Annotated in this window: 19 protein-coding genes and 1 pseudogene; 7 read left to right on the top strand and 13 right to left on the bottom strand. The window is 40.4% G+C overall.

Features of this window, described 5'->3' with window-relative positions; all coding sequences use genetic code 11:
* Positions 1-19: 19 nt before the first annotated feature.
* Positions 20-1,555 (bottom strand): sulfatase, encoded by a 1,536-nt coding sequence (locus FKG96_RS18635; RefSeq protein WP_130855391.1) that lies wholly within the window; start codon positions 1,553-1,555, stop codon positions 20-22.
* Positions 1,556-2,122: 567 nt separating this feature from the next.
* On the opposite strand from FKG96_RS18635, the gene FKG96_RS18630 reads away from it, so the two are divergent.
* Together FKG96_RS18630 and FKG96_RS18625 are read left to right on the top strand one after the other, a co-directional pair.
* Positions 2,123-2,689, top strand: a complete 567-nt coding sequence (locus FKG96_RS18630; RefSeq protein WP_130855392.1) for a hypothetical protein — start codon at positions 2,123-2,125, stop codon at positions 2,687-2,689.
* 445 nt (positions 2,690-3,134) lie between these two features.
* Positions 3,135-4,430, top strand: a complete 1,296-nt coding sequence (locus FKG96_RS18625) for a paraquat-inducible protein A (RefSeq protein WP_149105848.1) — start codon at positions 3,135-3,137, stop codon at positions 4,428-4,430.
* 36 nt (positions 4,431-4,466) lie between these two features.
* On the opposite strand, the gene FKG96_RS18620 is transcribed toward FKG96_RS18625, so the two are convergent.
* From FKG96_RS18620 to FKG96_RS18600, 5 genes are all read right to left on the bottom strand, one after another.
* The gene (locus FKG96_RS18620) at positions 4,467-5,360 is read right to left on the bottom strand and encodes an EamA family transporter (protein ID WP_149105847.1); all 894 of its coding nucleotides are present in this window, start codon (positions 5,358-5,360) and stop codon (positions 4,467-4,469) included.
* A 285-nt stretch (positions 5,361-5,645) separates the two neighbouring features.
* Entirely contained in the window at positions 5,646-7,535 is a 1,890-nt protein-coding gene (locus FKG96_RS18615; protein ID WP_149105846.1) for a RagB/SusD family nutrient uptake outer membrane protein, read from the bottom strand.
* 26 nt (positions 7,536-7,561) lie between these two features.
* The gene (locus FKG96_RS18610) at positions 7,562-11,017 is read right to left on the bottom strand and encodes a TonB-dependent receptor (protein WP_246860302.1); all 3,456 of its coding nucleotides are present in this window, start codon (positions 11,015-11,017) and stop codon (positions 7,562-7,564) included.
* 185 nt (positions 11,018-11,202) lie between these two features.
* Complete coding sequence (locus FKG96_RS18605) at positions 11,203-12,396, bottom strand: FecR family protein (RefSeq protein ID WP_149105844.1); 1,194 nt, start codon at positions 12,394-12,396, stop codon at positions 11,203-11,205.
* A gap of 87 nt (positions 12,397-12,483) precedes the next feature.
* Positions 12,484-13,062, bottom strand: a complete 579-nt coding sequence (locus FKG96_RS18600) for an RNA polymerase sigma factor (protein WP_013667470.1) — start codon at positions 13,060-13,062, stop codon at positions 12,484-12,486.
* Positions 13,063-13,351: 289 nt separating this feature from the next.
* Between FKG96_RS18600 and FKG96_RS18595 the strand changes: the two genes are divergently transcribed.
* Positions 13,352-13,909, top strand: a complete 558-nt coding sequence (locus FKG96_RS18595; RefSeq protein ID WP_013667469.1) for a Crp/Fnr family transcriptional regulator — start codon at positions 13,352-13,354, stop codon at positions 13,907-13,909.
* Between the two features lie 76 nt (positions 13,910-13,985).
* Entirely contained in the window at positions 13,986-14,576 is a 591-nt protein-coding gene (locus FKG96_RS18590) for an NAD(P)H-dependent oxidoreductase (RefSeq protein ID WP_013667468.1), read from the top strand.
* A gap of 102 nt (positions 14,577-14,678) precedes the next feature.
* Here FKG96_RS18590 and FKG96_RS18585 read toward each other — a convergent pair whose 3' ends face one another.
* Both FKG96_RS18585 and FKG96_RS18580 read right to left on the bottom strand, forming a co-directional pair.
* Positions 14,679-15,071: a RidA family protein gene (locus FKG96_RS18585; RefSeq protein ID WP_130855397.1), complete on the bottom strand. Its 393-nt coding sequence runs from the start codon at positions 15,069-15,071 to the stop codon at positions 14,679-14,681.
* A 90-nt stretch (positions 15,072-15,161) separates the two neighbouring features.
* Positions 15,162-15,731 (bottom strand): Crp/Fnr family transcriptional regulator, encoded by a 570-nt coding sequence (locus FKG96_RS18580; RefSeq protein WP_149105843.1) that lies wholly within the window; start codon positions 15,729-15,731, stop codon positions 15,162-15,164.
* Between the two features lie 132 nt (positions 15,732-15,863).
* On the opposite strand from FKG96_RS18580, the gene FKG96_RS18575 reads away from it, so the two are divergent.
* Positions 15,864-16,340: a DUF4405 domain-containing protein gene (locus FKG96_RS18575; protein WP_149105842.1), complete on the top strand. Its 477-nt coding sequence runs from the start codon at positions 15,864-15,866 to the stop codon at positions 16,338-16,340.
* A 224-nt stretch (positions 16,341-16,564) separates the two neighbouring features.
* On the opposite strand, the gene FKG96_RS18570 is transcribed toward FKG96_RS18575, so the two are convergent.
* On the bottom strand, positions 16,565-17,344 hold the full coding sequence (locus FKG96_RS18570) for a CPBP family intramembrane glutamic endopeptidase (protein ID WP_149105841.1): 780 nt from the start codon (positions 17,342-17,344) through the stop codon (positions 16,565-16,567).
* A 216-nt stretch (positions 17,345-17,560) separates the two neighbouring features.
* Here FKG96_RS18570 and FKG96_RS18565 point away from each other — a divergent pair, with 216 nt between their 5' ends.
* The gene (locus tag FKG96_RS18565; protein ID WP_149105840.1) at positions 17,561-18,682 is read left to right on the top strand and encodes a sensor histidine kinase; all 1,122 of its coding nucleotides are present in this window, start codon (positions 17,561-17,563) and stop codon (positions 18,680-18,682) included.
* Entirely contained in the window at positions 18,679-19,386 is a 708-nt protein-coding gene (locus tag FKG96_RS18560) for a LytTR family DNA-binding domain-containing protein (protein ID WP_149105839.1), read from the top strand. The genes FKG96_RS18565 and FKG96_RS18560 overlap by 4 nt, the downstream gene beginning before the upstream one ends.
* Before the next feature lie 267 nt (positions 19,387-19,653).
* On the opposite strand, the pseudogene arr reads toward FKG96_RS18560, so the two are convergent.
* From arr to FKG96_RS18540, 4 genes and pseudogenes are all read right to left on the bottom strand, one after another.
* Positions 19,654-20,034: pseudogene (gene arr / locus FKG96_RS27255) on the bottom strand (NAD(+)--rifampin ADP-ribosyltransferase); the annotation flags it as partial.
* A 691-nt stretch (positions 20,035-20,725) separates the two neighbouring features.
* Positions 20,726-21,145 carry a hypothetical protein gene (locus tag FKG96_RS18550; RefSeq protein ID WP_130855403.1) on the bottom strand — a complete coding sequence of 140 codons (420 nt, stop codon included), beginning with the start codon at positions 21,143-21,145 and terminating at the stop codon, positions 20,726-20,728.
* Complete coding sequence (locus FKG96_RS18545) at positions 21,142-21,516, bottom strand: PadR family transcriptional regulator (protein ID WP_130855404.1); 375 nt, start codon at positions 21,514-21,516, stop codon at positions 21,142-21,144. The genes FKG96_RS18550 and FKG96_RS18545 overlap by 4 nt, the downstream gene beginning before the upstream one ends.
* A 139-nt stretch (positions 21,517-21,655) precedes the next feature.
* Positions 21,656-23,959, bottom strand: coding sequence for a cation:proton antiporter (locus FKG96_RS18540; RefSeq protein ID WP_149105838.1), 2,304 nt, complete (start codon positions 23,957-23,959; stop codon positions 21,656-21,658).
* Between the last annotated feature and the right edge of the window lie 18 nt (positions 23,960-23,977).

Genomic DNA, 23,977 nt, shown 5'->3' with positions numbered 1-23,977 from the left:
ACAATAACCACATTGCTGTTTAGTCGTGCCTGTCGGGCATGGGGACAGGTTGGCCACTTGTCTTGTTTATTGGCATAGGTGCCCTCCATTTTCTTAATTTATCGCTTAACAATTGGCCGAGTTCTTTCACTTTATCCGAATAGTGAACAGCTAAATTATGTGATTCCCGAATATCATTTTTTAAGTTATATAGCTCAAAGCTTGTATCACGCATATTATAAATAAGCTTCCAATCCCCTTTCCGAATAGCGCTTTTATAGTTGATACCCGGGCCATCGTCCGTTGTCCATTTGTTTGGCGAGTGCCATATTAATGCACGTGTTGAGTCGCTCAAATTGGGATTTTTAAGGTAGGGAACAAAACTCTTGCCATCGATGCTTTGCAAAATTTCTGTTGATGGAACACTTGCCATTTCTAAAATGCTGGGAAAAAAATCTTCAATCATTACGTATTGGTTTACCACCGAACCGGCTTTTGCAACACCGGGCCATTTCACGAGCATGGGTTCGCGGATTCCGCCTTCATAAACTGAGCCTTTTCCGGCCCTTAAAGGTGAATTTTGGCTATGCGGTGATCCACCCCTTGGTGGCGATAAACTCAAACCTCCATTATCACTCATAAAAATGACGATGGTATTATCGGCTATTCCCTTTTCTTGTAGATAGTCCATCAGGTCGCCTAAGCTTTTATCCATACCTTCCAATAACGAGGCATACATCGCTTCAGATTCTCCTAAACCAGTATCGATGTATTTTTGATAAAAGCGTTTATCAGCCTGCAATGGGACATGTACGGCATAATGCGCCATATTCAAATAAAAAGGCTTCCCTTCTTTAATCGGCTGTTCCAGTGCCTTGATTGCCTCCAAAGTGAGTGCTTCCGTGAGAAAGGTATCCCTTCCATAATATTCTTCTAGATCAGGTACAGCCTGCCAACTTGCCTTGCCTGGAAGATTGCCATAATTTTCCTGCCCCAAATAATTCTGTGGATGTCCGGCGGCATGGCCCGAGATATTAACCATAAAACCCATATTATAAGGATTGGCCCCCGGCGTTCCGGCAGAGCCCCAATGAGCTTTCCCTACATGAACGGTAAAGTAGCCGGCATCTTTCAAAATTTTCGGAAAAGGGGTTGCATGAAAGGTATGCGGAATATTCGGCACCGGGCTCATACCATTATAATTCCAGGATGCTGCGCCAAACTGTTTATCAAGAGCATCGGTATTATTATTAGGAGCGGGAGAAGTCCAATTCGTCACACCATGATGAGCTGCTGTCATGCCCGACAGCATACTGACACGTGTAGGCGTGCATACGGGGTTTGCGTAGGCATTGGTGAATTTAGCGCCTTCTTTTGCCAAACGTTCCATATTGGGTGTATGGTATTTCCGATTTAAGGACGTAATCTCTGTCCAAAAGGGCTCTGAGCTATCTTGCCATCCCATATCATCAACCAAAAAAACAATGATATTGGGACGCTTTTTGGATTGTCCGAATGCAAAAGTTGATGTGGCTGATAGAAGGAATACAAGGCAAAAAATAATAAATTTCATCATCTACAGGTTAAAATAAACCATAACATACATTCTTTGAGATGTGTTTGGCCCATTGGTAACATGATCCGGTCTTTAAGCGGTGTATAGCAGTTAAGAATAATGTAAAAGCAATAGTAGTATAAAAAAGAAGGAAAACAAAATTGACAATAAACGCAATCGGTTGCATTAAATGGAGTACTTCTTTCGGTACGCCTATGATATATTAAGGGGTTATTCTTCTTCTTGTTACCTACCTATAACCATGTTGTGGGGTGTCTAAAGAAACGCTCCGAAATGGGGAGTAACGGAGCGTTCGCTAACCAATTATAAACCTAATTATGAGAAGGCGATTTTTTATAGGACAAAGATAATTTCGTTGCATTAATCGTGTGTTTAGCTTGTATTAATTTTTCTGTCCACTGATTTGCTTTAGCCTTCAAAAATTCGGCTTTACATAGTACGCCTAATGGAGAATTGCTTACCAGGCGGCGATGAAAATAAAATTCCGAATTTTCTTGTTTTACTTTGAAATACAAAGTACTTTTGAATAGAAATAACAAATAGATTATTCACTAAATTTTTCAAAGCATGAAAAAGCAAAGCAGCATTTATTCATCTATTATAGGTGTCGCATGTGTCACCCTGTTCCTATTGCTGATCCCTTTCGTAGCCATGCACTTTACCAACGAGGTAAACTGGAGCTCGCTTGATTTTATTATTATGGGAGCGCTTATATTCGGAACGGGGATTTCATTTACGTGGCTGGTTAGGCGATCGCCCAATCTCATGTATCGAATTGCCATCAGCATAACGGTCGTGGCCACCTTTTTAATGATCTGGGCCAACTTAGCAGTAGGCCTGATCGGCAGCGGCCCAAATATCGGCAACCTTATGTATATAGCAGTAGCCATCGTCGTGATCGTTGGCTCCTTGCTATCGCAGTTCAAAGCGGCCGGTATGGAACGTGCCATGTATGTCACCGTACTGACACTGGTAGTGCTTGCAACAATTGCCCTTCTTGCAGGTATGCAGCATCATGGCAGCTCGGTCATCGAAATATTGGGCGTTAATGGTTTCTTCGCCGGCCTGTTTCTAGTTTCGGCAGCATTATTTCATTATGCGGCTAAAAATGCATTAAATAGGACTTCGCTATGAAATGATCAGATCAGTGCGAAGGTAAACCGGCAATACATGTGAAATTTGATGAATCAGTTGCTAGAGTAGTAAAAAAAATGGCGGCCGAAGCCGCCTCCCATGTCACTTTCCCTTTGTTAATTCTTTAAGGCATGCACGTTTGTCGGTCATGCCGGTGCCGAAATACATTTGGTAATTCGCACCTAATGTTTTTCGATAGATAGGATGCTTGAGTGAAACAAAAGTGAGAAATATAGCGAAACGATGAAAGAGGTATAACACTATTTTTCATATAGGATTTTTCCTGTTTTTATGAAAAAGTGTTTAATATAATCTGTAACGATCACAGGTTGGTTGAATTAATGTGAAAATCATCCCGAAAATTTTTTAGATCTGTAAAACAATATAGGGAGGCATATCGTATGTAATATATCCTTAACTTATATGAAAGATTAAATACATATCTATGTTTTCAAAAACTAAACTTTTCCTCACTATAGGGCTGAGCTTGCTGTTGTTATTGATAGCCTTTTCGGGGTACCGTATCAATGCCCTATCACGGCAGCAAGTGCAGATTATGGAAGACTATAGTACCGTAAATAGCATTGCATTCGGCATTCTTTCTATTAATAAATGGGAAGAAAAGATAACTACAATAGTTGAAAAACAAATTCAGCAGTTCAGTTTTACGCCGGAGCAAAGGGTTGAGCTGCAGAAAGAAGTGGAAAAAATGCTTCATGCTATGATCGATAAAGCCATGAGTAATCTGACGAAAAAGCAAACGAGCATCAAAGGAAAAATACGGAAGGCAGCAGTCAATGTTTTTGTCGATGAAGATCAATTACACGATCAGGTTCCCGGTTTTGCAAAAACCATTGTCGATCAGGTAAACAAACCATCCACCAAGAAAACCTTGAAAAATCTGGCCGAAGATAAACTGGATGAAGTAAAAGAAACGACTTTCGACAGCTCTATGGTGGCGCAACGAAAAGTAACTAACGCCATTTTCAGTAAATACGGTGCGCGAAACAGTACCGGCTTCAAAAAGAAGACGGATAAACTATTTGCCGATATCCGCTACGAGAGCTATGCGTATACGCTTGTTGTTTTTGCCTGTATTTTACTGTTGTTGGCCTTGTGGAAATATTTCATCGATCATCAGGAATTGCAAAAATCATTATTTATTTTTTCAATTTTAGCCGCTGGCATTGTGTTAATCGTAGGCGTTTCATCGGTCATGATTGAGGTGGAAGCAAGGTTGGAGAAGATAGACTTCCACTTAATGGGAGAACATCTCATTTTTGAAGACCAAGTTCTTTTCTTTCAGAGCAAGAGTATTATCGATGTGGTAGTAATTCTTTTGAAGAATGCCAAGATCGATTCCATCGTGGTAGGTCTGCTCATTTTAACATTCAGTGTATTCTTTCCGCTCGGTAAGCTCATTTCATCGGGCCTTTATCTCTTGCGCGAGTCGAGCAGAAAGAATAAATTCGTCCATTTTTTCGCTTTCAAGTCCGGTAAATGGAGCATGGCCGACGTCATGGTGGTGGCAATCATGTTGACCTATATTGGTATGAACAGTATGCTAACTTCTCAGTTAGCCGTTTTAAACATCAGGGAAGACAATATTACGAGTATTGCAACAAACAATACCTCTTTACAACCGGGCTATATGGTGTTTGTTCTATTTGTCGTATTTGCCTTAATCCTGTCGGAAATACTACATAGAATCACCAAAAAGATATCCGAAATTTCATCTTAAATCAGCTATATATGAATAGTTACCGGTTTATTTGACTTACTTTAATGCCATATTTCTCTTCCTTCCGTACAAATAGGCGATGTTGAAAATCACAACGGCCGTGAAAATCATTCCAAAGGCAATAAGCTGAACCGTATTGATCGGTTCTTTATAATAGAGAATGGCCAATAAGAAACTAATAATGGGATTTAAATATAATAAGGTGCCGACAATAGAAGAATCCAACCCTTTAAGAGCAAAAATATTGAGGAACAGGGGAATAATGGTGTAACCCACTGCAATAATTGCAACAAGGCCATAGAATGTCATTGTTTTAGGTACCGTAGTATCAATGACCGTTAAAATCGGGAGCAGCAAGAAGGTGCTCACGACAATATGAATGGTTAATGTGAAAAATTTATCCATCTGAAAGGTATTCTTTTGAAGCACTAAATAGATTGCATACGAAAGCGCGATCACTATGCTGTAAATCAAATCCATAAAATGGCCATACGCAAGGATAAGGCAACTAATCAAGCTTAACAGTACAGCAAACCATTGTCCTATATTCAGTTTTTCACGCAAAAAAAGGCTGGCTAGAACTGTCGTTAAGATCGGACAGATCAGGTAGGCCAAAGACGTGGCGTTGACACTGACTGCATTCATCACATAAATAAACGAGAACCAATTCAACCCGAGCATAATGGCACTGAAGAACATATTTATCAGCAGTTTTACTCTTTCTTTTGGCGATATTGTTTTGACATAATGGATACTGGCAAATGTTTGTTTTCTTCTGAACATAAAACAAACGAAAGCAATACTAATAGCAGCAAAGATGACGCGGTGAATAAGAATATCCAGCGCCGCATAGGCACTTAACGGTTTTAGTACTAGAGCAAAAGTGCCCCAAATAGCGAAGCCTAATACGGCAGACAGATAATGTTTCATTAAGATGTAAAGCTAACACTTGATATGACAGCATGCGGTTGGAAAAAACTGTCTTTGTTATGGGCTAATATACGTCATTTTCTTTAAACTCAGTCGTTTCATTCCGACCTATCAGCTTCAGCTAGGCTGGTGAGGAGGGGTAACGGATTTTACCTAACTTGGTTATAAGTAAATATGGTTGATGTCACCGAGTCAAGGTTTAAAACTCGTTTTAACGAGTTTTAAACCTTGTAAATTAATTATAGGTAAACCAAACAAAATCGTCGATACTCTATACCAAAGTGACTATTCAATGTATCCTGGATTTTGAACCAATAATGGGTTTTTCCTTATTTCGTCTCGCGAAAGGGGTAGAAAATATAGTTGGTTTTTCCAAACACGATTTTCTTTACTATTAAATTCCTGTGGAGTATAGCTGTAATTGTAAATAGATTCATCATATCTATAATTACCTGACAAGGTTTTTCCAGGCTTGAACGTTCCATCAATTTTAACTATTGTCACTTTCCTGCCAAGTGTTTCTTCAGCAATTAACCATCTCCTCGCATCAAAAAAACGCTGTTGTTCATAAGCCATTTCTATGCGGCGTTCATGGCGGTATATTTCTCTTAGCGTACTTTGATCCGTTGCTGTGATAGCGGGCATGCCCGCCCGGAAGCGAATTTTATTTAGCCAAGTTCTTGCCGTTTCCGTGTCGCCCAGTTCAATACAGGCTTCCACATAGTTAAATACAACTTCTGTAAACCTAAAATAGGGCCAGGGCACGAACTGCCTTGCTTGCGCATCAATAATATTCGGGTCCGGATCAATAAATTTTTGAATATAATAACCTGTCCAAGTCCCGTTATGTGCTTCCTTAGGTCCTTGTTTTGTGTCTAGTCCGGCAAATTTCGTCAGCTTGCCATCTACGATTAAATCATATGCGCCTGTTTGTATTTGATTGGCTGGGTCTAAAGGGTTATTTCTTGGTTTCCAATCTGCGCCATCGTACAATATGGAGGCATAAAAGCGCGGATCTCTGTTTTTATAAGGGGCCGCTTTATGAAGGGGATTGTTCCAATCGAATTTAGTTCCATCATTCATTTCATAGTCATCTACCAAAAGGCCTATAGGTTGGTTCCCACCCCAATTGTTATAACCATTCGGACCGTTATCTCTGGCATGCGTTGAACTTTGTTCGGTGATAAAATAGCGTGCATAAAGTATGTCAGATGCCGCCCCCTGATCAATACCTGCTGCTTTGCTACCGCCACCCATGGCGATACTTTTATAATTAATTCTCCCCTGTTCCGGTGCGACCGGTTCGGTTAGATTTAATTTATAACCCGTTCCCGCATCCAACACCGCCTTAGCGGCAGCCTGTGCCAAACGATACCGTTCTTCTTGGGAGCCGCTCGTATACGCTAATAAAGGTAATCTCTCCGAAAGATTATTTAGATCCGTGACCTTTGCAGTAAGCTTTACGGCGTCATGCAGATCGCTTGCTGCATAAATCAAAGTTCTGGATTTGAGCGCCAAAATAGTGAGCGAATTAATACGTCCTTTTTCAAGTACGGTATTCCCCAATCGCCGGTAGGCTTCATCGCAATCCTGTATAATTTGATTTACACAGGCCTCATACGTGCCGCGTTCTTTTTCATATATAATTGGATCTTCTGAGTATTCATAGCTGCTGGTAATAATCGGGACACCACCGTAGTACCTTAATAGTTGGTGATAACAATAGGCGCGAATAAAAAACGCCTGAGCCAATAATTTATCTTTAGCTCCTTGATCACTGATACCATTTTTGGTGTCATCTGTTAGTCTTTCGATCGCAATATTGCTGAATCTTATATACGTATACATGCGCTCCCACCACCTGGATGTCCCGCTCCAGCCTTCATTTGCCCCATTGATAGCACCTGTATTCAATAAGAGGAAAGCATCGGTATGGTTCCATAACGACTCATCAGTTGCCGAAGCTTGCATCTGTTCGGTGAAACCGGAGTTACCTGCTTCAAAAACATTGTAAATATCACTGACAAATTTTTCTGCTAATACCGGGTCTTGCCATATCGTCTCATCGGAGAACGCGTTACGGGGGGATACATCTAAAAAATCTGTACTACATGCTGTCGTAAACAATAGAACAGCCAACATATAAAAAATCCTGTTTTTCATTAATGTCTTCATTTCACCTTAGTTTATTTATAATTGGGTTAAAACACAGCCTTTACGCCAAAACTGATAATTTTAGATTGCGGATAAAATTGACCGGTACTGTTGTTAGCCTCAGGATCCCATATTTTTATCTTGTCAATGGTTGCCAGATTAATGCCATTGATATAAAAGCGAAGCGTACTTAAGCCTATTTTGTCAACCAATTGAGTTGGTAAAGTATATCCCAATTCAACATTTTTTAATCTTATATAATTGGTGCTGCGGATCCAATAAGTATTATCAGTAGTTGTATAATAGGTGTCCGAACGATTGGTAAGACGGGGATCTGTGTCACTCGGGTTATCAATAGACCAACGATGATTATAATTCCATTCGAGGTAGTTTCCTATTAATCCTGATTCCGTGGGCCCCATTCTTCGCATTCCACCGGTTGCTCCCTGTATCAATATATTAAAGTCAAAGCCCTTATATTGTCCTCCTAGTATTAAGCCTCCTGTAAAAGTGGGCGTGCTATTCTGGTTTAGTCGTACACGATCGTCGCTTGTAATTTTACCATCGCCATTATAATCTACATATTTCATATCCCCCGGCAATAATTTCCCGTTTTTTAATCCCAGAGCAGAATAATCGACGGTATTCGCATCAATAGCGGCTTGATCTTTGAAAACGCCGTCATACAAATACACCAGCCATGAATCCGTAACTTTTCCTATTTGTTGTTGATAAGATAAAGTATTGGCTACATCACTGGAGTATTGCACATTATTCTTTGCGTAACCGCCATTCACCCCTATATTATAAAACAGATCGCCAACTTTATCGGTGTAGGTTAATTTAAATTCGTAACCTTTATTAATGAGGTTACCGAGATTTGCAATAGGCAGATTGCCCGAAATACCTGAACTTATAGGTACTACACCGGGATTTTTTGTTAAAACATGGGTCCGTTTATTATAGAATAAGTCCAGCTCCAGAGCCAGCTTATCGTTCAAAAATGAGGCGTCCAAGCCAATATTGCTGTTGTTGGCCACTTCCCATGTGAAGTTTGGGTTTGGAATGGTACTTTCGTAAATGGTTTGATAGAGTAGGTCGCTGAATACACCCTGTCCGGTATTCATCAGTGATAAATATTTATATTCTTGAAGGCTGTTGTCATAATAAGCTTCTGCGCCCATCTGACCCCAAGAACCTCTTAGTTTTAAATTGTTGATGAAAGCAATATTGTTTTTAAAAAAGCTTTCTTCGGATAAACGCCAACCGGCCGATACCCCGGGAAAAAAGCCAAACCTTTTGTTTGGAGGAAAAATATACGATCCATCTACACGCCAATTAAACTCGAAAAGATACTTTTCCAGGTAATTATAGTTTACGCGACCATAGTAACTCAATCGTGCTCTATCATAGGTGTATTCGTTGCCCAGGGTTTGACGCACACGGTCGCCAAAGTTCAATTGTTCTACTAGTATCGACGGAAAATCCATTCGGGCTGCAAAAAAACCGTTATTGGTCACGGTTTCACGGGTCAGCCCGGCTATTGCGGAAATGTTATGTACACCTTTGATCGTTTTATCATAGGAAACCAAGGCCGATACGTTGATCGCTAATTGATCTTCCGTAGCTTCCCGAAGTTGAGCTTTGGGTTCTATTCCTTTTGGTATATAGCCCGATAGTTTTGGTGTGACCCCATCGGCTTCAAAACTCACTTTATCCCAATCGTATAAGGTCCAAGGTGTTTCCCATCTTTTCGATCTGCCCCAGTATTTGTCGATCGAAGCCGTTCCCGTTAATTTTAAACCCTCTACTCCGGGGATTTTAATATCGATCGCTCCTGTGTTTTGCAAGTAGTCCCTTGTATTTCTATCATATCCGGTTGCACCGGTAGTAATTACAACCGGATTAGCACCATTCTCTAAATCGGGCCCGGGAAGTCCATTAGGCCATGTGGCAATATTGGTAGGAAGACCGCGCGCAAGAAATCTAAAAATATCGCCAGCTCCTCTAGTTGGGAAATTACGCGATTCTTCTCGACCGGTTATCGCTAACCTTGCGGTAACATATTTACCAAAATTGAATTCCAGGTTTGCACGCAAATCGTATTGCTTATAATATGTAGCCGAATTCTTATAAATAGCATCTTGGTTTAAGTACCCTAAGGATATCAAGTATTTTGTCGTTTCGGTACCCCCATTTATTTGTACGTTATGCCGTTGCTGTGGAGACCAATCTTTTAGCGTAGCGGCAAACCAATCCGTATTCGGATAACGTAAAAGGTCTGATCCATCGCTATATTTTTGTCTTTCTTCAGGACTATATTCCGGGTTGATGGCTCCCGAAGTTCCATTGTAGGTACCGGTACCTGTATTAAATGCTTGCCAGATTTCTGTCCACTTTGCGGGATCTTGCGGATATACACCCGTAACCTCGTTAATAATAGCTGTATATTGTTCCGAATTCGCCATTTTCGGTGTACGAGTGGGGCGCTGTATACCATAGGTAAAATCATAAGAAATTTGGGCTTTACCTATTTTGCCTTGTTTCGTCGTGACAAGGATAACGCCATTACCTGCCCGAGAGCCGTAAATGGCGGCCGACGCATCTTTTAATACGGATACGCTTTCGATATCATTCGGATTAATCCGATCCAAGCCACCTGCGCGTTGCGGTACCCCATCGATGACGATTAAGGGTTCACTGTTGCCGCCAGGTAGCGAATTAATACCGCGAATACGAAGCGTAGAGCCGTCGTAGCCAGGTTCTCCACTACTTTGCATGGCTGTTACTCCCGGTAGTCTACCGACAAATGAATTTGAAAGATTAGCCGCCGGAGATCTAGCAAGATCTTCCCCTTTTACGGTAGCTATTGCACCGGATACTACCGCTTTTTTCTGCGTACCGTAGCCTACTATTACCACTTCTGTTAAGGCCTCATTCAACGATTGCAGCTTGACGTTGACGATAAGATCAGTCCCTATTAGTACTTCTTTTGGTTCATAACCTATATAGCTAAATTGCAACACTTGACCGGTGGATGCCGCGATGCTATACTTTCCGTCGTTATTCGTTATTTCGCCAATAGATTTCCCTTTCAGTTTGATGGTGACGCCCGGCAACGGAGTGCCATCGGAATCGGTCACTATTCCTGTGATTCGTTGTTGGGGTTTCGTTGGAACCATTACAGCGCTAGTAACCTGCTTATCTTCTGTGCGTTTTCGAACAACAATGGATCGATCTCTCACCGTATACGTTAATTGGAGAGGAGACAGAATCATATTCAGTGCTTCAAACAATGGTTTATTATGCACCTCAACCTTTAGGTTGGAATTTGCTCTAATAATCTCTGCATTGCAGACAACCGTATATCCTGTTTGCTTCTTAATTTCCCTGAACAGGTCTACTATCTGCATCTTCGAATTTGAAATGCTGATGTTCTGTCCAAAAGTTTTGGCACGAACTTGACAGAGTGTAAGCAAAAGCAACACGGTTATCATTTTCATTATAATTAGGAATTTATATTTGGGGCATAAGAGGTCTACCCCCAATGATAAAATGTAATTTTTCATTACCTTTAATTGGTTTTAGTTTATAAAAAATACGATATCTCTTTTTAGAATTGGAACCTTCGGGCCGAAGAAGCACCACCTTCTTCGGTCTTTCGTTTTCCTTGATTCAGGCAGTAAGATTATTTCATGAGCGTCACCCTCCTTCCTTCTATTTTAAATTTTATGCGGCTGTCTACAAGTTGAATCAATTCAAGTACTTTGTCAAACTTGTCATATCTTGATATTGCCCCCCATATGGCTATCTCTTTTAATGGAGGCTCTACAATGATTTCAAGGTCATACCAACGCGCAATTTTATTCATAGCGCTCACTAAGTTTTCGCTATTAAACATAAACTCGCCGTTTTTCCATGCTACCGCTTCACTTGTGTTTACGGGCTGAACGTCTATTCGGTCCGTGCGTGTGATAGACTGTTGTCCGGGTTTTAAAATTTGGGAGATTTTATTAGGCAGCGATACGGTCACGCTTCCCTCTAAAAGAGAAACGATAGAAACCGGTTCATCCCGGTAAGTATTGACATTAAAGTGCGTACCCAACACCCGAACACTTTCATTTTTTGTCCGAACAACAAAAGGAGCTTTTTCGTTTCTTGCAACTTCAAAATATGCTTCTCCTTCTAGTTCGACTGTTCTGATGTCGCTTGCAAATTTCTGCGGATACCGGAGTACGGTAGCTGCGTTCAGCCACACTTTGGTTCCATCCGCTAAGGTTACCTGATACTGACCGCCCTTGGGGGTAGACAGGGTGAGTTGCGTATGTTCAATGGTATTCTGTCCGATATTCAGCTCGGTACCATCGTTGTAAGTAATATTCTTGTTAATGACAATGCCAAGATGGGCATCACTTAGTTCGAGTGTTTGTCCATTCGAAGAAGTTAATGTCGCCTGGTTGTGCCCGGGAACGAAATTTTCGCTTAACGACTGACCATTTTTTTCGTTTGGTTCGATCACAAAGTAATGTTTACGCAAAAAGAAGATTCCAACAACGAAAGCGATAAAAACTGCCGCAACAGAGCTGTACCGTATTATCTGTCGCCTAAGATGATATACTCGATTTCGCTCCCTTTTATCATTGATTTGCAAAAGAATATCAGTCAGCAACTGCTGTTCTTTGTTACTATTAATTTCATTGTACAGTATCTCATACTCCTGTAATGCACACTCCAGCTGACCGATATCCTTCAATTCATTCGACAATTCGTTAAGACTGGGATGATTTTTCAATAATTGCTGAAGCTCGGCAGACTCATCCACAGTCAGGTTGTCGCTCAAATATCCCTTTAATAATGTTACGATTCGATCTAGGTTTTGCATGGCTCTTGGTTACGTATCAACATAGAAACACAAGAATTTGAAAAACCTTACAGAAAGTTTTAAAAAAAATACATTTTCCGATTTGCGTTACTGAAAAAAGTAGAAAAATAAGATCGCAGCATATAATGAGTCTTTCGTCTTTATATGATCCCGCAAGGTTGCAAGCGCTCTTGATCTATTCGTATACACGGCGTTTGGTGACATACCCAAATGCAAACCAATCTCATCCATACTCATATCATCAATAAAAGTCATATGAAAAATCTTTCGTTGTTTTTCGGGGAGGCGTTGAACTTCATCCATAATACTTTTCAACAATTCGGCACGCACTATTTGGGTAAAGGCATCTGAATCTTCTGTTAGGAGTTGGCTGTAGTCCTCAATATTTTCGGCATCTTTAAATATCCGGTCTCCTCTTAATTTGTTAAGGCATATATTCTTTGCAGCAATATATAGAAACGCACGAAGTGCATTCATATTCGTAAAGTGTAGCCTCCTTTCCCAAACCTTGACAAATACATCTGCAACCACCTCTTCTGCTAATTGATGGTTTTTAAGGTATCGCTGCACAAAATAAAGCAATGGTTTGTTGTAAAGACGATATATGCCAATTAGGCCTGCGTCATTGTCATCATGCAGATAATTAATTAAAACGGAGTGGTCCATCAATTTAGCTATTTCTTTAATTCAATGAAATACTTTCTTATTAGGATATCGCTTCAAACGAAGTGTGGTTCACCTTTGTCTTCATCCGCGTTTTTCAAATATAGCTAGCCAAAAGTATAAAAACGATAAACAAGCCGATTGCAGATTTACAATATAGTTTGTCCAAATTAATCAACAATATCCAAGATGACAATATGGATGTAAAAAATGTGCCGGCTGCTTCACCTCCTTCCGTTCTAGCGGCCTGTTTATTATATTTGTTTGAGGATATGCTTTATGCAATAGATAAATGAACAAAAGAACAATAGCGGCAACAAGCGAATGGTATAAATTCAACCACCTTTTTAAACGTTTGGAAATACCTGCTAAAACAATGCTTTTACGCGAGGGAGAAATTTCAAAAAATGCTTATCTTGTAGAAAAGGGTTGTTTGCGGACATGGTTTAACAACGACGGAATCGACATAACTACCCAGTTTTTTTTTGAGGGCGAGGGTGTTTCTTCTATTGAAAGCTTCAGAACAAATGGGCCAAGCCTTTATAGTATTGAAAGTATAGAGCCTAGCATTATACAATGTATTTCCAAGAAAGATTTTGAATTTGTACTGGACAGCTCTCCGAATATAAAAATGGAGATGGAGAATCATCTCTTCAATCGATTTGTTCACTGTCAAAAGCTTTTGCTTTCGCATATTAAAGATAGTCCCCAAGAACGTTATATACAGATCTTGCAGCAACGTCCAGATATCATAAAGCGTATTCCCCAACATTATATTGCATCGTATCTGGGAATAACCAAGGTTCATCTCAGCCGTATAAAAAGTAAGCTGGTCCGAAAGGGAGCGTAATATGGAATTTGATAACAAATGTTATCGTTGAGCGCCATTGAGCTGATTAGTTTTACTCCAAAATAAATAGAGTAAAATGAGAGTGGTCATCGTATTTAATCATCCCTATGAAGGAAGCTATGCAACCGCGATTTTAGCTGCGGTAACAAAAGGGCTGAAGACCGCAGGTCACGAAGTGGACCTTATGCATCTGGACAATGACGGTTTTAATCCGGTTATGTCAAGTGCAGACTTGAAAGGCTTTGTAGAGCACAAAGCCGTTGATCCACAGGTAATAGACTATAATAGGCGCTTAGCGGAAGCGAATCACTTGGTTTTTATATTCCCAATATGGTGGGATCTTATGCCTGCAACTACCAAAGGATTTATTGATAGGGTTCTTACCCCCGGGGTTGCTTATGACCATCATCCGAGAGGCTTCGGATTGATTCCTCTTTTAGAAAATTTAAAAGGGGTAACAATCATCACTACTATGAATAAACCGAAAATTATGTATTCCTTACTGATAGGAAATCTAATCAGCAAAGCAATGCTAAAAAGTGTTTTTAAAACAATGGGATATAAAAATCTTAGCTGGATCAGCTTTAATCGTGTCAAAACAGTGGGTCAGGAAAAACGGGTAAAATGGCTGGCCGGTCTTGAAAGCAGGTTTGCAAAAATGAAATAAAATCTTTCCTAACGTTCAAATATTGGCTTCGGAATAACATGTGTCGGGATAGGCAAAAAGTAAGCTTGGTTGATGCCTTATAAGGAGCACCAACCAAATTTACTATTTTACAACAGTAGCTTCCAGCTCTACATTCAGTGTTTCATACAAGGCAACCACTTGCATCAGTGTAACCACTTGTTTCATGCCATGCTTTGCTACAAAACTACGGAATATGTCAAAACAGTTTTTGATAAACTCATCTGATGAAGTGGTATAAACTGTCAATCTAACAATGTTACGGCACTCGTAACCCGCTTCACTGACTACGGTTTCAAGGTTCTGTATTGCCAATTCCAGTTGGGTACGCATATCGGCGTTGCTCGATGTGCCATCGGCATGTACTGCTGCCTGTCCGGCACAGTATAAAGTTCCTGTTGCCTCCTTTACTTCTACGGCCTGTACGTAGCCGCGTTCTTCCTGCCAAGTCCAGGGATTAATCACTGTTTTTTTCATGATATTTTTTTGTTTTTCTGTACAGCAAAATTGAGAAAACTATACGCGGGGTGTTGTGACTTGGATCACATTTGGCAAATTGTTGGCCGTTTAATTGTTGCGCCAAAGCCGGCTAAGGGTTTCACGAGATACACCCAAATAAGCGGCCAGAAGGGTCTTAGGTACCCGTTGCATCAATGCAGGCTGTTTGCGGAGTACCTGCTCATACCTTTCACGTGGGTTGGCTGTAAGGAATGACAGAATACGCTCCTGAGAAGCCATGTGTCCTCGGTTCGCCTTATGCAGGAAGAAATGCTCCATTTTTTGTAGCTTGGCGCAAATTGTCTGATAGCTATCCAGTGAAAGGCAATATACTTCCGTATCCTCAATACACTGTAAGCTCAATGACGCCGGTTGCCGGGAGAACCAAGCGGGATAGTCGCTTTCCCACCAGTCTTCCATCGCAAAAGAAATAATATGTTCGCGGCCTGTTTTGTCATGATAGACCAGCTTAAGCAACCCGGATATGACCAGGTATACATAACGTACCGGTTCGTTCTTGTCGATAAGGAACCCACCTTTCTTACAATGCTTTACACTGAAGTGCTGTCGCACAAAAGTGTACTCTTCGTCACTCAATGGTACTACCTGCTCTATATGCCGTCGAAGCATTTCTTCCATATGCGTAAAGATAGGAATTTAGGTAATATATGTAATTCAGCCAATAAATATCAGCCGTTACATTTGATAACAAATGTTATTGTACCCAAGATTTCTCCCTACATACATTTGTAGAAATAAACACGTGGACACATGAAGCTTAATAGAAAGTACATCACACCTTTTATCACCCTTGTTTTTCTTGTTGTAGCCCTATCTGGCCTGCTGATGCTTTTCCATCTATTTGATGGTTATACGGAAGTTATGCATGAAAGCCTGGGATTGGTTTTTGTCATTTTTGCCATCTTTCATATTCTTGTCAATTGGAAGAGCTTACAAACCCATTTTGGAAAAAAAGTTTTCTTACCCGCCGCCATCGCCGTCGCGGTGGTTTCAACTGCCTTTGTTATACATCAAAGAGGTAACCCAACCCTTGATACACTGGTTGTCAAACGAATAGTCAAGGCTCCGATAATGAAAGCTTTTCAAGCCTTAAATATCGATTATGATCAGGCATTGCGAACACTTAAAAGTAATGGCATATTCATTGGTGATTCGAAAACAATCGAAGAGATCTGGCAGAAAAACGAAGTGTCGCCCCAAGAGGTGATTGATTTAATAGTCAACTAGTTTTAATAGCAAAGCGAGATAACCAACGTTGTCATTGCGTGCTGTCTGGCAGATTCGTTTTCTTCAAAATAAATAGGTTCGCGTTTCAAAACAAGTACGCAATTTCAAAAGAAAAAACTGGAAAAGCTTGTCATAACCAAGCTTTTCCAGACATCCCATGTCCATCGTAAGGCAATATAGTTATCCCGCAAGTTTCGTTAAATCGAATGAATTTTGCTTATTCTTCATGATTCACTCAGCTTGGTTCTATATTGCCAAAAAAGAATAAAGGCTAAAGCGATGCAGATCAAATACGGTAGAACAACAGTAAAGAAGTTGTAATGATGCTGGCTTTGTGTAACGTGTATGATCCCATCAATTTCACCGGGGGAGGTGCGTGGAATCAAAGTCTGCGCAAAATTCCATCCGGTATGTAATCCAATGGGCAGAAATAATTTCTTGGTCTTTAGATAAAGAAGGCCAAAAAGGAGTGAACCAACGCCAGTGGTAAGTAAGGTGAGCATAAAATCACCGAAAGGCATGGCTAGGTGAACGTGCATTAATCCAAAGGGCACCATTACTACTAATTGCGCCGGCCATGCGCCGTAATGTCTATGTAAGCTTTGAAACGGATAGCCACGAAAAACAAATTCCTGTGCAAAGGAGGAACAGAAGCAGTTTAAAAAGATAGTAAGAATAGGCCCGGCGTTTATTCTATCGCTGAATACCCATTGATCGCCTGTTAAAAGGAAAGTAAGAGAAGCGGTAACAATAAGCATCAGCACGCCAATGCCCAGGCCAAGGAAAAGTTGAAGGTAGTTCATGCTGTTTTTAGGGATAAAGCCAATGGACGTTATATTTTTCCCTTCCCGCCTTAAAAAGATAAAACTGAGTACGAAGGAAAGACAAAAGAAGAACAGCGGACTGTTTAATGGCCGAATCAATCCGGCAATGATCATCGCTGCGCCGAGTAGGATAAAGTAAATCACTACGTTAACAAGTGGTATTAATTTTTTGCTCATCATTTGTAATTTATTTAATGTCAACACAAAATGACAAAGTAGAAATGAAGCAAAAAAATAAAGTCGACAGGGCCCACCCACTTATCGACCAATAGCTTTTGTACGGTAACCAAGTAAAAGGAAATCCTTCGTTGCCAAAAAAAGGAGGCTTCGTAGGAAACCGAGTAGTCTTGGTCTATTTATTTTGGGGCGAGCTATTTAAACAGCTATATTTACCGTATGCAGCTTCAAACCACTGTGCTTCAAGCAACTGTTTACCGTATTTATCAGCAGAGGGCACTCAGGCTACTGTTACACCTTTGTTTTTGGCTATTTATGTTGGCGGTAAAAAACTACATGGCCTCCATAACCTTTAACGTCTATAATGGATTACCGACTACGACGCTGTTTAAAATAAATTTGTATAGTACCGCATTGTTGGCTGCTTTTTATTACACCCTGGTTTACGGGCTTTATCCCCATGCTATCAGGGCGAAAAGTATGGTGGGTAGCCTATTTGGTTTAATCATGCTGTTTATTTTGTATACTGTCGCAGACGGCTACATGGAGGCAGCTTTATTGAGGAACTGCACCGATTGTATGGCGCTTATAGAACGGAACAATCCCAACTACCATAAATTTCTCCAACAGCAACTGAGCAATGTGGTGTTTAAGCGCTTTATGAGCTTAGGTTTGCCACTTGGTATTATTTTCATGCTGGGAATGCCGATAAGCATAAAGGTAGGTTTGGCCGCCTTGCGTAATGCTTATGCGAATGCAGAGCTTATCAAAGAAAAAGCAAAGTTGGAGCTTGATTTTCTTAAAGCACAGTTCAATCCACACTTTCTCTTCAATTCATTGAATAATATATATGGTTTGATTTTACGTGGGAATATCGCGCAATCCGCTTCGGTGATCGCTCATTTATCAGCGTTTTTGCGTTATACAACATATGAAGCCAATAACGAATGGATGCCTGTTGCAGAAGAAACGAAGTTGATCGCGGACTATATTGAATTAGAAAAAATACGGCTCAACCACACGAAAGTCAGCGTGGAGGTCACGATTGAAAATCCCTCAGTACAATTGCCATCCTTGCTATTGATGCCATTAGTCGAAAATGCGTTTAAGCATACGGAGGATGTTCCCGGCACTTTTGTCCATTTTGTGATTCACGTAAGTGATAAACAACTGTATTTTATGGAAGAAAACACAATAGGTGATTCAGAAGAAAATAAATATGGCGGATTGGGTTTGCAGCATTTGCGTAAAAGGCTGGCTTTTTTTTATCCCAACAAACATCAATACGAGTTGGACGAACAAGCAAATAGCTATCGAGTAACCTTAATCTGTAAATTATGAGCATCTCCTGTATAATTGTTGACGACGAACCCATTGCTCGTGACATTATAAAAGACCATCTTGAAAAGTTGCCGGATTTCGAAATAAAGAACATGTGTATAAACGCCATGGAGGCTTATGAAGCACTATACACGCAGCAAATAGACGTCATGTTTTTGGACATACAGATGCCACGGATTGCGGGTACAGAGTTCCTCCGCTCCTTGCGGAATCCACCTTACGTGGTATTTACCACTGCCTATCCACAATTTGCTGTTGAGGGATTCGACTTAAATTCAGTTGACTATCTGGTAAAGCCCATTACCTTCGACCGCTTTTTGCAAGCTGCCCAAAAGCTAAGGGAGCGAATGGCTACCCGCACTGTTTATGGCGAAACAGATAGCGAACGCACTTTTATATTTATCAAGCAAAACAACAAATTGATACGGGTAAACTTTGAAGAAATTGTTTATGTGGAGGCGCAGCGTGATTTCTCGATGGTGTATTTGGCGGACGGGGCTGCCATGATGATGAGCATGAATATCGGGATGGTCGAAACACTACTGCCTCAAGCTATTTTTCTTAGAATTCATCGATCCTATATCGTACAACTTGTCAAAATTAAAGCGATCACAGGAAATCTTGCCAAAACTGATTTGATCGATCTTCCTATTGGACCTAATTATCGGGAAATACTCTTGCAGAAATTGAATATTTCATATTAGTTATTGGTCAACAAGAAGGGATGAACTGCTATGGAAATTCCATCCGTCCTTTCATGATAGATAAAGAAGGTCGATGGTAAGATCTAGGGGAAAGCTGAAAAACAAATAAAGCCTCTAATTAGAGGCTTTATTCTTTTACTTGAAAATGTACGCATTTATTTTTATCGACTATTTAATTAACGTTGAGAAGCGATCTTTATTGTGCTCATGAAAAATAAAACTTCTTGGGGATCTTTGTCACCTGACATTGGACAGTTCAATAGGAAGCTAGTTGATAATTTCTCCTTTGAGATTCGCTATCTTTTGCTGCCACTGCTGTCGTTCTTCAGGCGTTAATCGTACCCAGTCTGTAATCTCCCCAACAATTTTCAACGGTTCTTGACTGCGATACGAACGGGTTGGATTGCCCGGAAATTTCTTGTCGGTAACATTTGGATCATTTTCAAAGCTACCCGTTGGCTCAACGATATAAATGCGGTCGGGCCCATCACCTTTCGCTAGGGCCGCTGCAAGTCCCGCTCCATTAATCAAAGCTGTAAAATATATATGATTCATTACAATCTCTGGTTTGTAGTTCGAGTTGTACCCTGCTGTTAACAAATCGCCAACCTGTAAATCCGCTTTCGTTCCGTGATAAAAAGGACCCTTGTCAGAACTCCGATCCCTGAATGAATCAGCTAGTTCATAATTCTTTTTCGCATTATCAAAGTCATGTAATTCCTCATAGCATTTTGCGATGCTTTCATATAGAGAAGGAAAAGCGCTCTTGACAGCATCATCATTTATCTCGGATGCAGAACGCAAAGCGGTGCCCAGCCATTTTAATTTGTCCGCGACATTCTTTTGGTGTCGAGCTACGTAATAGGCCGCGAGAAATCGTTCAAAATCGTTTGTTGCTTCATACGAGGCTTGAAGAAATAATTTACTTGCTTCTTCGGGTTGGTTATTATCCTCCATGCTCATGCCCTGAAGGCAGAGTTTAACGACCTTGTTGTTTGGGTTGAATTCCATTTCTTAATTATTTTCTCTGATCAATTGACTTCATATGAATGTTGTTGCTTTCCCAAATTGCCGAAGCGTACAAAGAGATTCGAATTGCATGAGAAATCAATATCCTAAGAGACTACCATGCTGTGTGAAATGTTACATTAGATGCATCTTTTCAATAAAACAAAAGTTATCGTTCTATCGATACTGAATATGCTCCGGAATACGCCTTTAAAGATATTAATTTATATGTGCTTTGACAACCTAGGGCATCTGTTTTTACTGATACCTTGATGATGGCCTCCACCGGAAGGCGTAAGCCTGGCCTGAGATAGGCGGCAGGAGCTTCCGATTATTCAAAGAGGTCGGTTCTAGCGATCCCCTTTATGGCATTTCTACCTTTCAGCAGATATATACCAAAGTGTAACAAGAGTATAATTGACCAAATAAAGGTTCCAGTCTGAAAGCTCTTGAAACTTTCATTAATACTTGCAAGATCCAGTTTAAACCAGATGAATGAAATAAGAGTAAAAATTAGGAACGTATAGAGATGGAATCGAAAAGTAAGTGAGACAATTGACAGTGATTGATTTGCTTTTTTGCCAAAATGCCATCCTGCAAGAAACATGGAAATAAAGTATAAAGTTGCCAATACCCACGTTAACACATACTGTTGCTGAGTTAGAAAAAAGGACAATAAGTACCGGAATAAAATAGTTGTTCCCATTGCTACGGCTGCATAGCCAATCTGATAGGTTGTTAAGCTTTTCATAACGTTTCCTCCATTTTTAATAGTTTGGTTATTTTAGAGTTGAAAAATAACTGAATGTTCCGTTCAACAAATCTTGTGAACAATTCGTTGCCCAATGCCGTCAGGTAGTAATACTTACGTTCCGGACCCTTGTGGCCTTTTCCACTTTCGAAATCTACTGCTCCTATATGATGGAGTTTTCTGAGATTCCGATAAAGGCTTTGTTCTTCACACTGCATAGTATATTTTGATTCAATTTCAATAAACAGCTTGATTTCGTCTACATATTTTTTGCCATCTTTCAATGCCATAAATATCCAAAGGGTAAGTTGGCCCTTTTTATACGTTTCCTCCCAGGCCGAAAGCAGCTCATCAACTAACTTATTCTTCATGTATTATTCAAGTTGTATAATACAAATGTATAGTGTTAAATTTTAATATCCAAATATTTGTGCTGTGCTGAGGTAGGGTGGAATAAAGGCTATGGCTGCAGGAGGAAGAATAACTACGGATGCGGGACGAAATCCTGTTTTATACCTCCAAAAAGTTCCCCTGATGATTTTCTAAACAAGCTTTTATTCTACGTGTATCGCCCACGAGCCATACAACATCATTAACGAAGATCATTTCCGACGAACCTGGGTTTAGCATTCGGTTTCCGGTCCTTTCAATACCCACAACCTGGCTACGCAGATCTTTTCGGATACCGGAGGTTTTGATCGTTTTACCGGAATAGGGATTGGCTTCGGTAACCTGTACCTTAATAAGCTGTATATAATTGATGTCAATATCTTCTTCATTATCAGCTTGCTGGATTGTTTGGTCAAATAGTAGTTTTACCTGGGAAATCTGTTCGTCAGTTCCCAATATGCCCACTTTGTCGTAAGGCAATATCCGATGTTTTCCGTTTGGCAGATGAATGGTTCGGTCGTTTCTACGTATATACACAATATGTATCCCGTACTTCTCTTTCCAGTTAAGTTCGTACAAAGTCATTCCTGCAAAAAAAATGGTGTCGACTGCTTCCAATTCGGTTACGTAAGCATTCCATTCCTGAAAGTGCTTTTTTGCTTCCTCATTTTTGTGTTGTAGTGCAATATTTCCTTTATTTTGAATGTATGCAAGCCGTTCCCTTTCGTTTAGATTGGATATAAACCGTTGCTCTATTCGCTGGTGAATCTTCTGAACCTTATCTGAGAAAAACCAGAGCAATACTACAATTACCGGAACAGCAACCATCAGTGCGTATTTGGTTGTCGTGATCTGATCGATAAAGAAACCTATAAGAAATATTCCTAAAAGATATCGGACAGCATGAAGGGAGATAGCCGTCACCGAATAGTTCAGGTAATAGGAATTGACGGTTTCATTCCCGTCTTTTACAGTAATCTTTTTGTTGAGGATAGCCCATAGGAAAGGTGATGCCAGCAAGGTTGCTGCGCTTATCAACACCACATTTCGCCAAAGCACACTTTCTATTTGCGTAGTCAAAAACGGAATGAATGTGTATTTGAACAGCAAGGTAATCGCGACAAGTATAATGCTATTGGTGATCAGGATTCTATTATACTCCTGCAGCATTTTTTTCCAAAGCGGATTGTCTTTATTTTTCTGCGTTTCGGAAGTGTAGACATCCAACCGGGCTACCCATTTTACCGGAAGTATCTTTACAATTGTGCCGTATAATGGTTCCGAAAATTTAATCAGATAGGGTGTGGTAAACGTAGTGATTGCCGATACACCGACGGCAATAGGAAACAGAAATTCTGAAATAACGCCTAATGACAATCCCAAAGCGGCAACAATAAAAGCAAATTCACCAATCTGAGCCATACTGGAACCGATCTGTACAGCTTGTTTTAACGGTTGCCCGGAAATCAAGGCTCCTAACCCACTGAAGAAAAACTTTCCCACAATGGTGAGTGACGTAACGGCCAATATAGGGCCTGCATAGGTATACATCGCTTGTGGATCGATCATCATACCTACAGAGACAAAGAATATGGTGCCGAAAAATTGTTTAATCGGTTGGGTAAGGTGTTCGATCTTTTCTGCCAATACGGTTTCTGCTATTAAAGAACCCATTACAAATGCACCTAATTCGGCCGAAAACCCTACCTGCGTAGCCAACAATACCATGCCGAAACAAAGTCCTATTGCAAGAATGAGCACCGTTTCTTCGTCCATCCACTTTTTGGTCTTTTTTATAAATACCGGCAGTAGATAGATCCCTACTAAAAACCACAACACCAAAAAGAAGCCGAGCTTGAGTACGGTGAAAAGGATTTCTGAGCCGTGAAAAGTTTGTGTTACGGCAACGGTAGATAGCAATACCATCAACAGGATAACAATAATATCTTCTACCACCAGTACACCGAAAACTACTTTAGCAAACTGTTTGGGTTTTAAACCCAGTTCATCAAAAGCCCGCAGAATAATGGTAGTGGAGGAACTTGCCAACATACCCGCTAGGAAAAGACTATCCATTTGACTCCAACCCAAAAAATATCCGGTAAGATAGCCGCCCAAACCTACAAATACAATTTCGATAACGGCCGTAATGGATGCCGAACCACCTACTTTCACCAGTTTTTTAAAACTGAATTCCAATCCTAAACTGAACAACAGCATGATGACGCCAATCTCTGCAAAAGTCTCTACGTTTTCGTGATCAGCGATAGTGGGTAGGTAATCGAAATGTGGGCCAACTAAAAAGCCGGCAATGATATAACCTAAAACCAAGGGCTGCTTAATTCGTTTAAAAAGAATGGTAACCAAAGCGCCTACCAAGAGAATCAGCGCCATATCTTGTATTAGTTCGGGTAAATGAGCCATCTATATTTTTGTATCCTT

The sequence above is a fragment of the Olivibacter sp. LS-1 genome (assembly GCF_008245145.1).
Taxonomy (GTDB): domain Bacteria; phylum Bacteroidota; class Bacteroidia; order Sphingobacteriales; family Sphingobacteriaceae; genus Olivibacter; species Olivibacter oleidegradans.
This window is presented reverse-complemented; position numbering and strand designations above follow the sequence as displayed.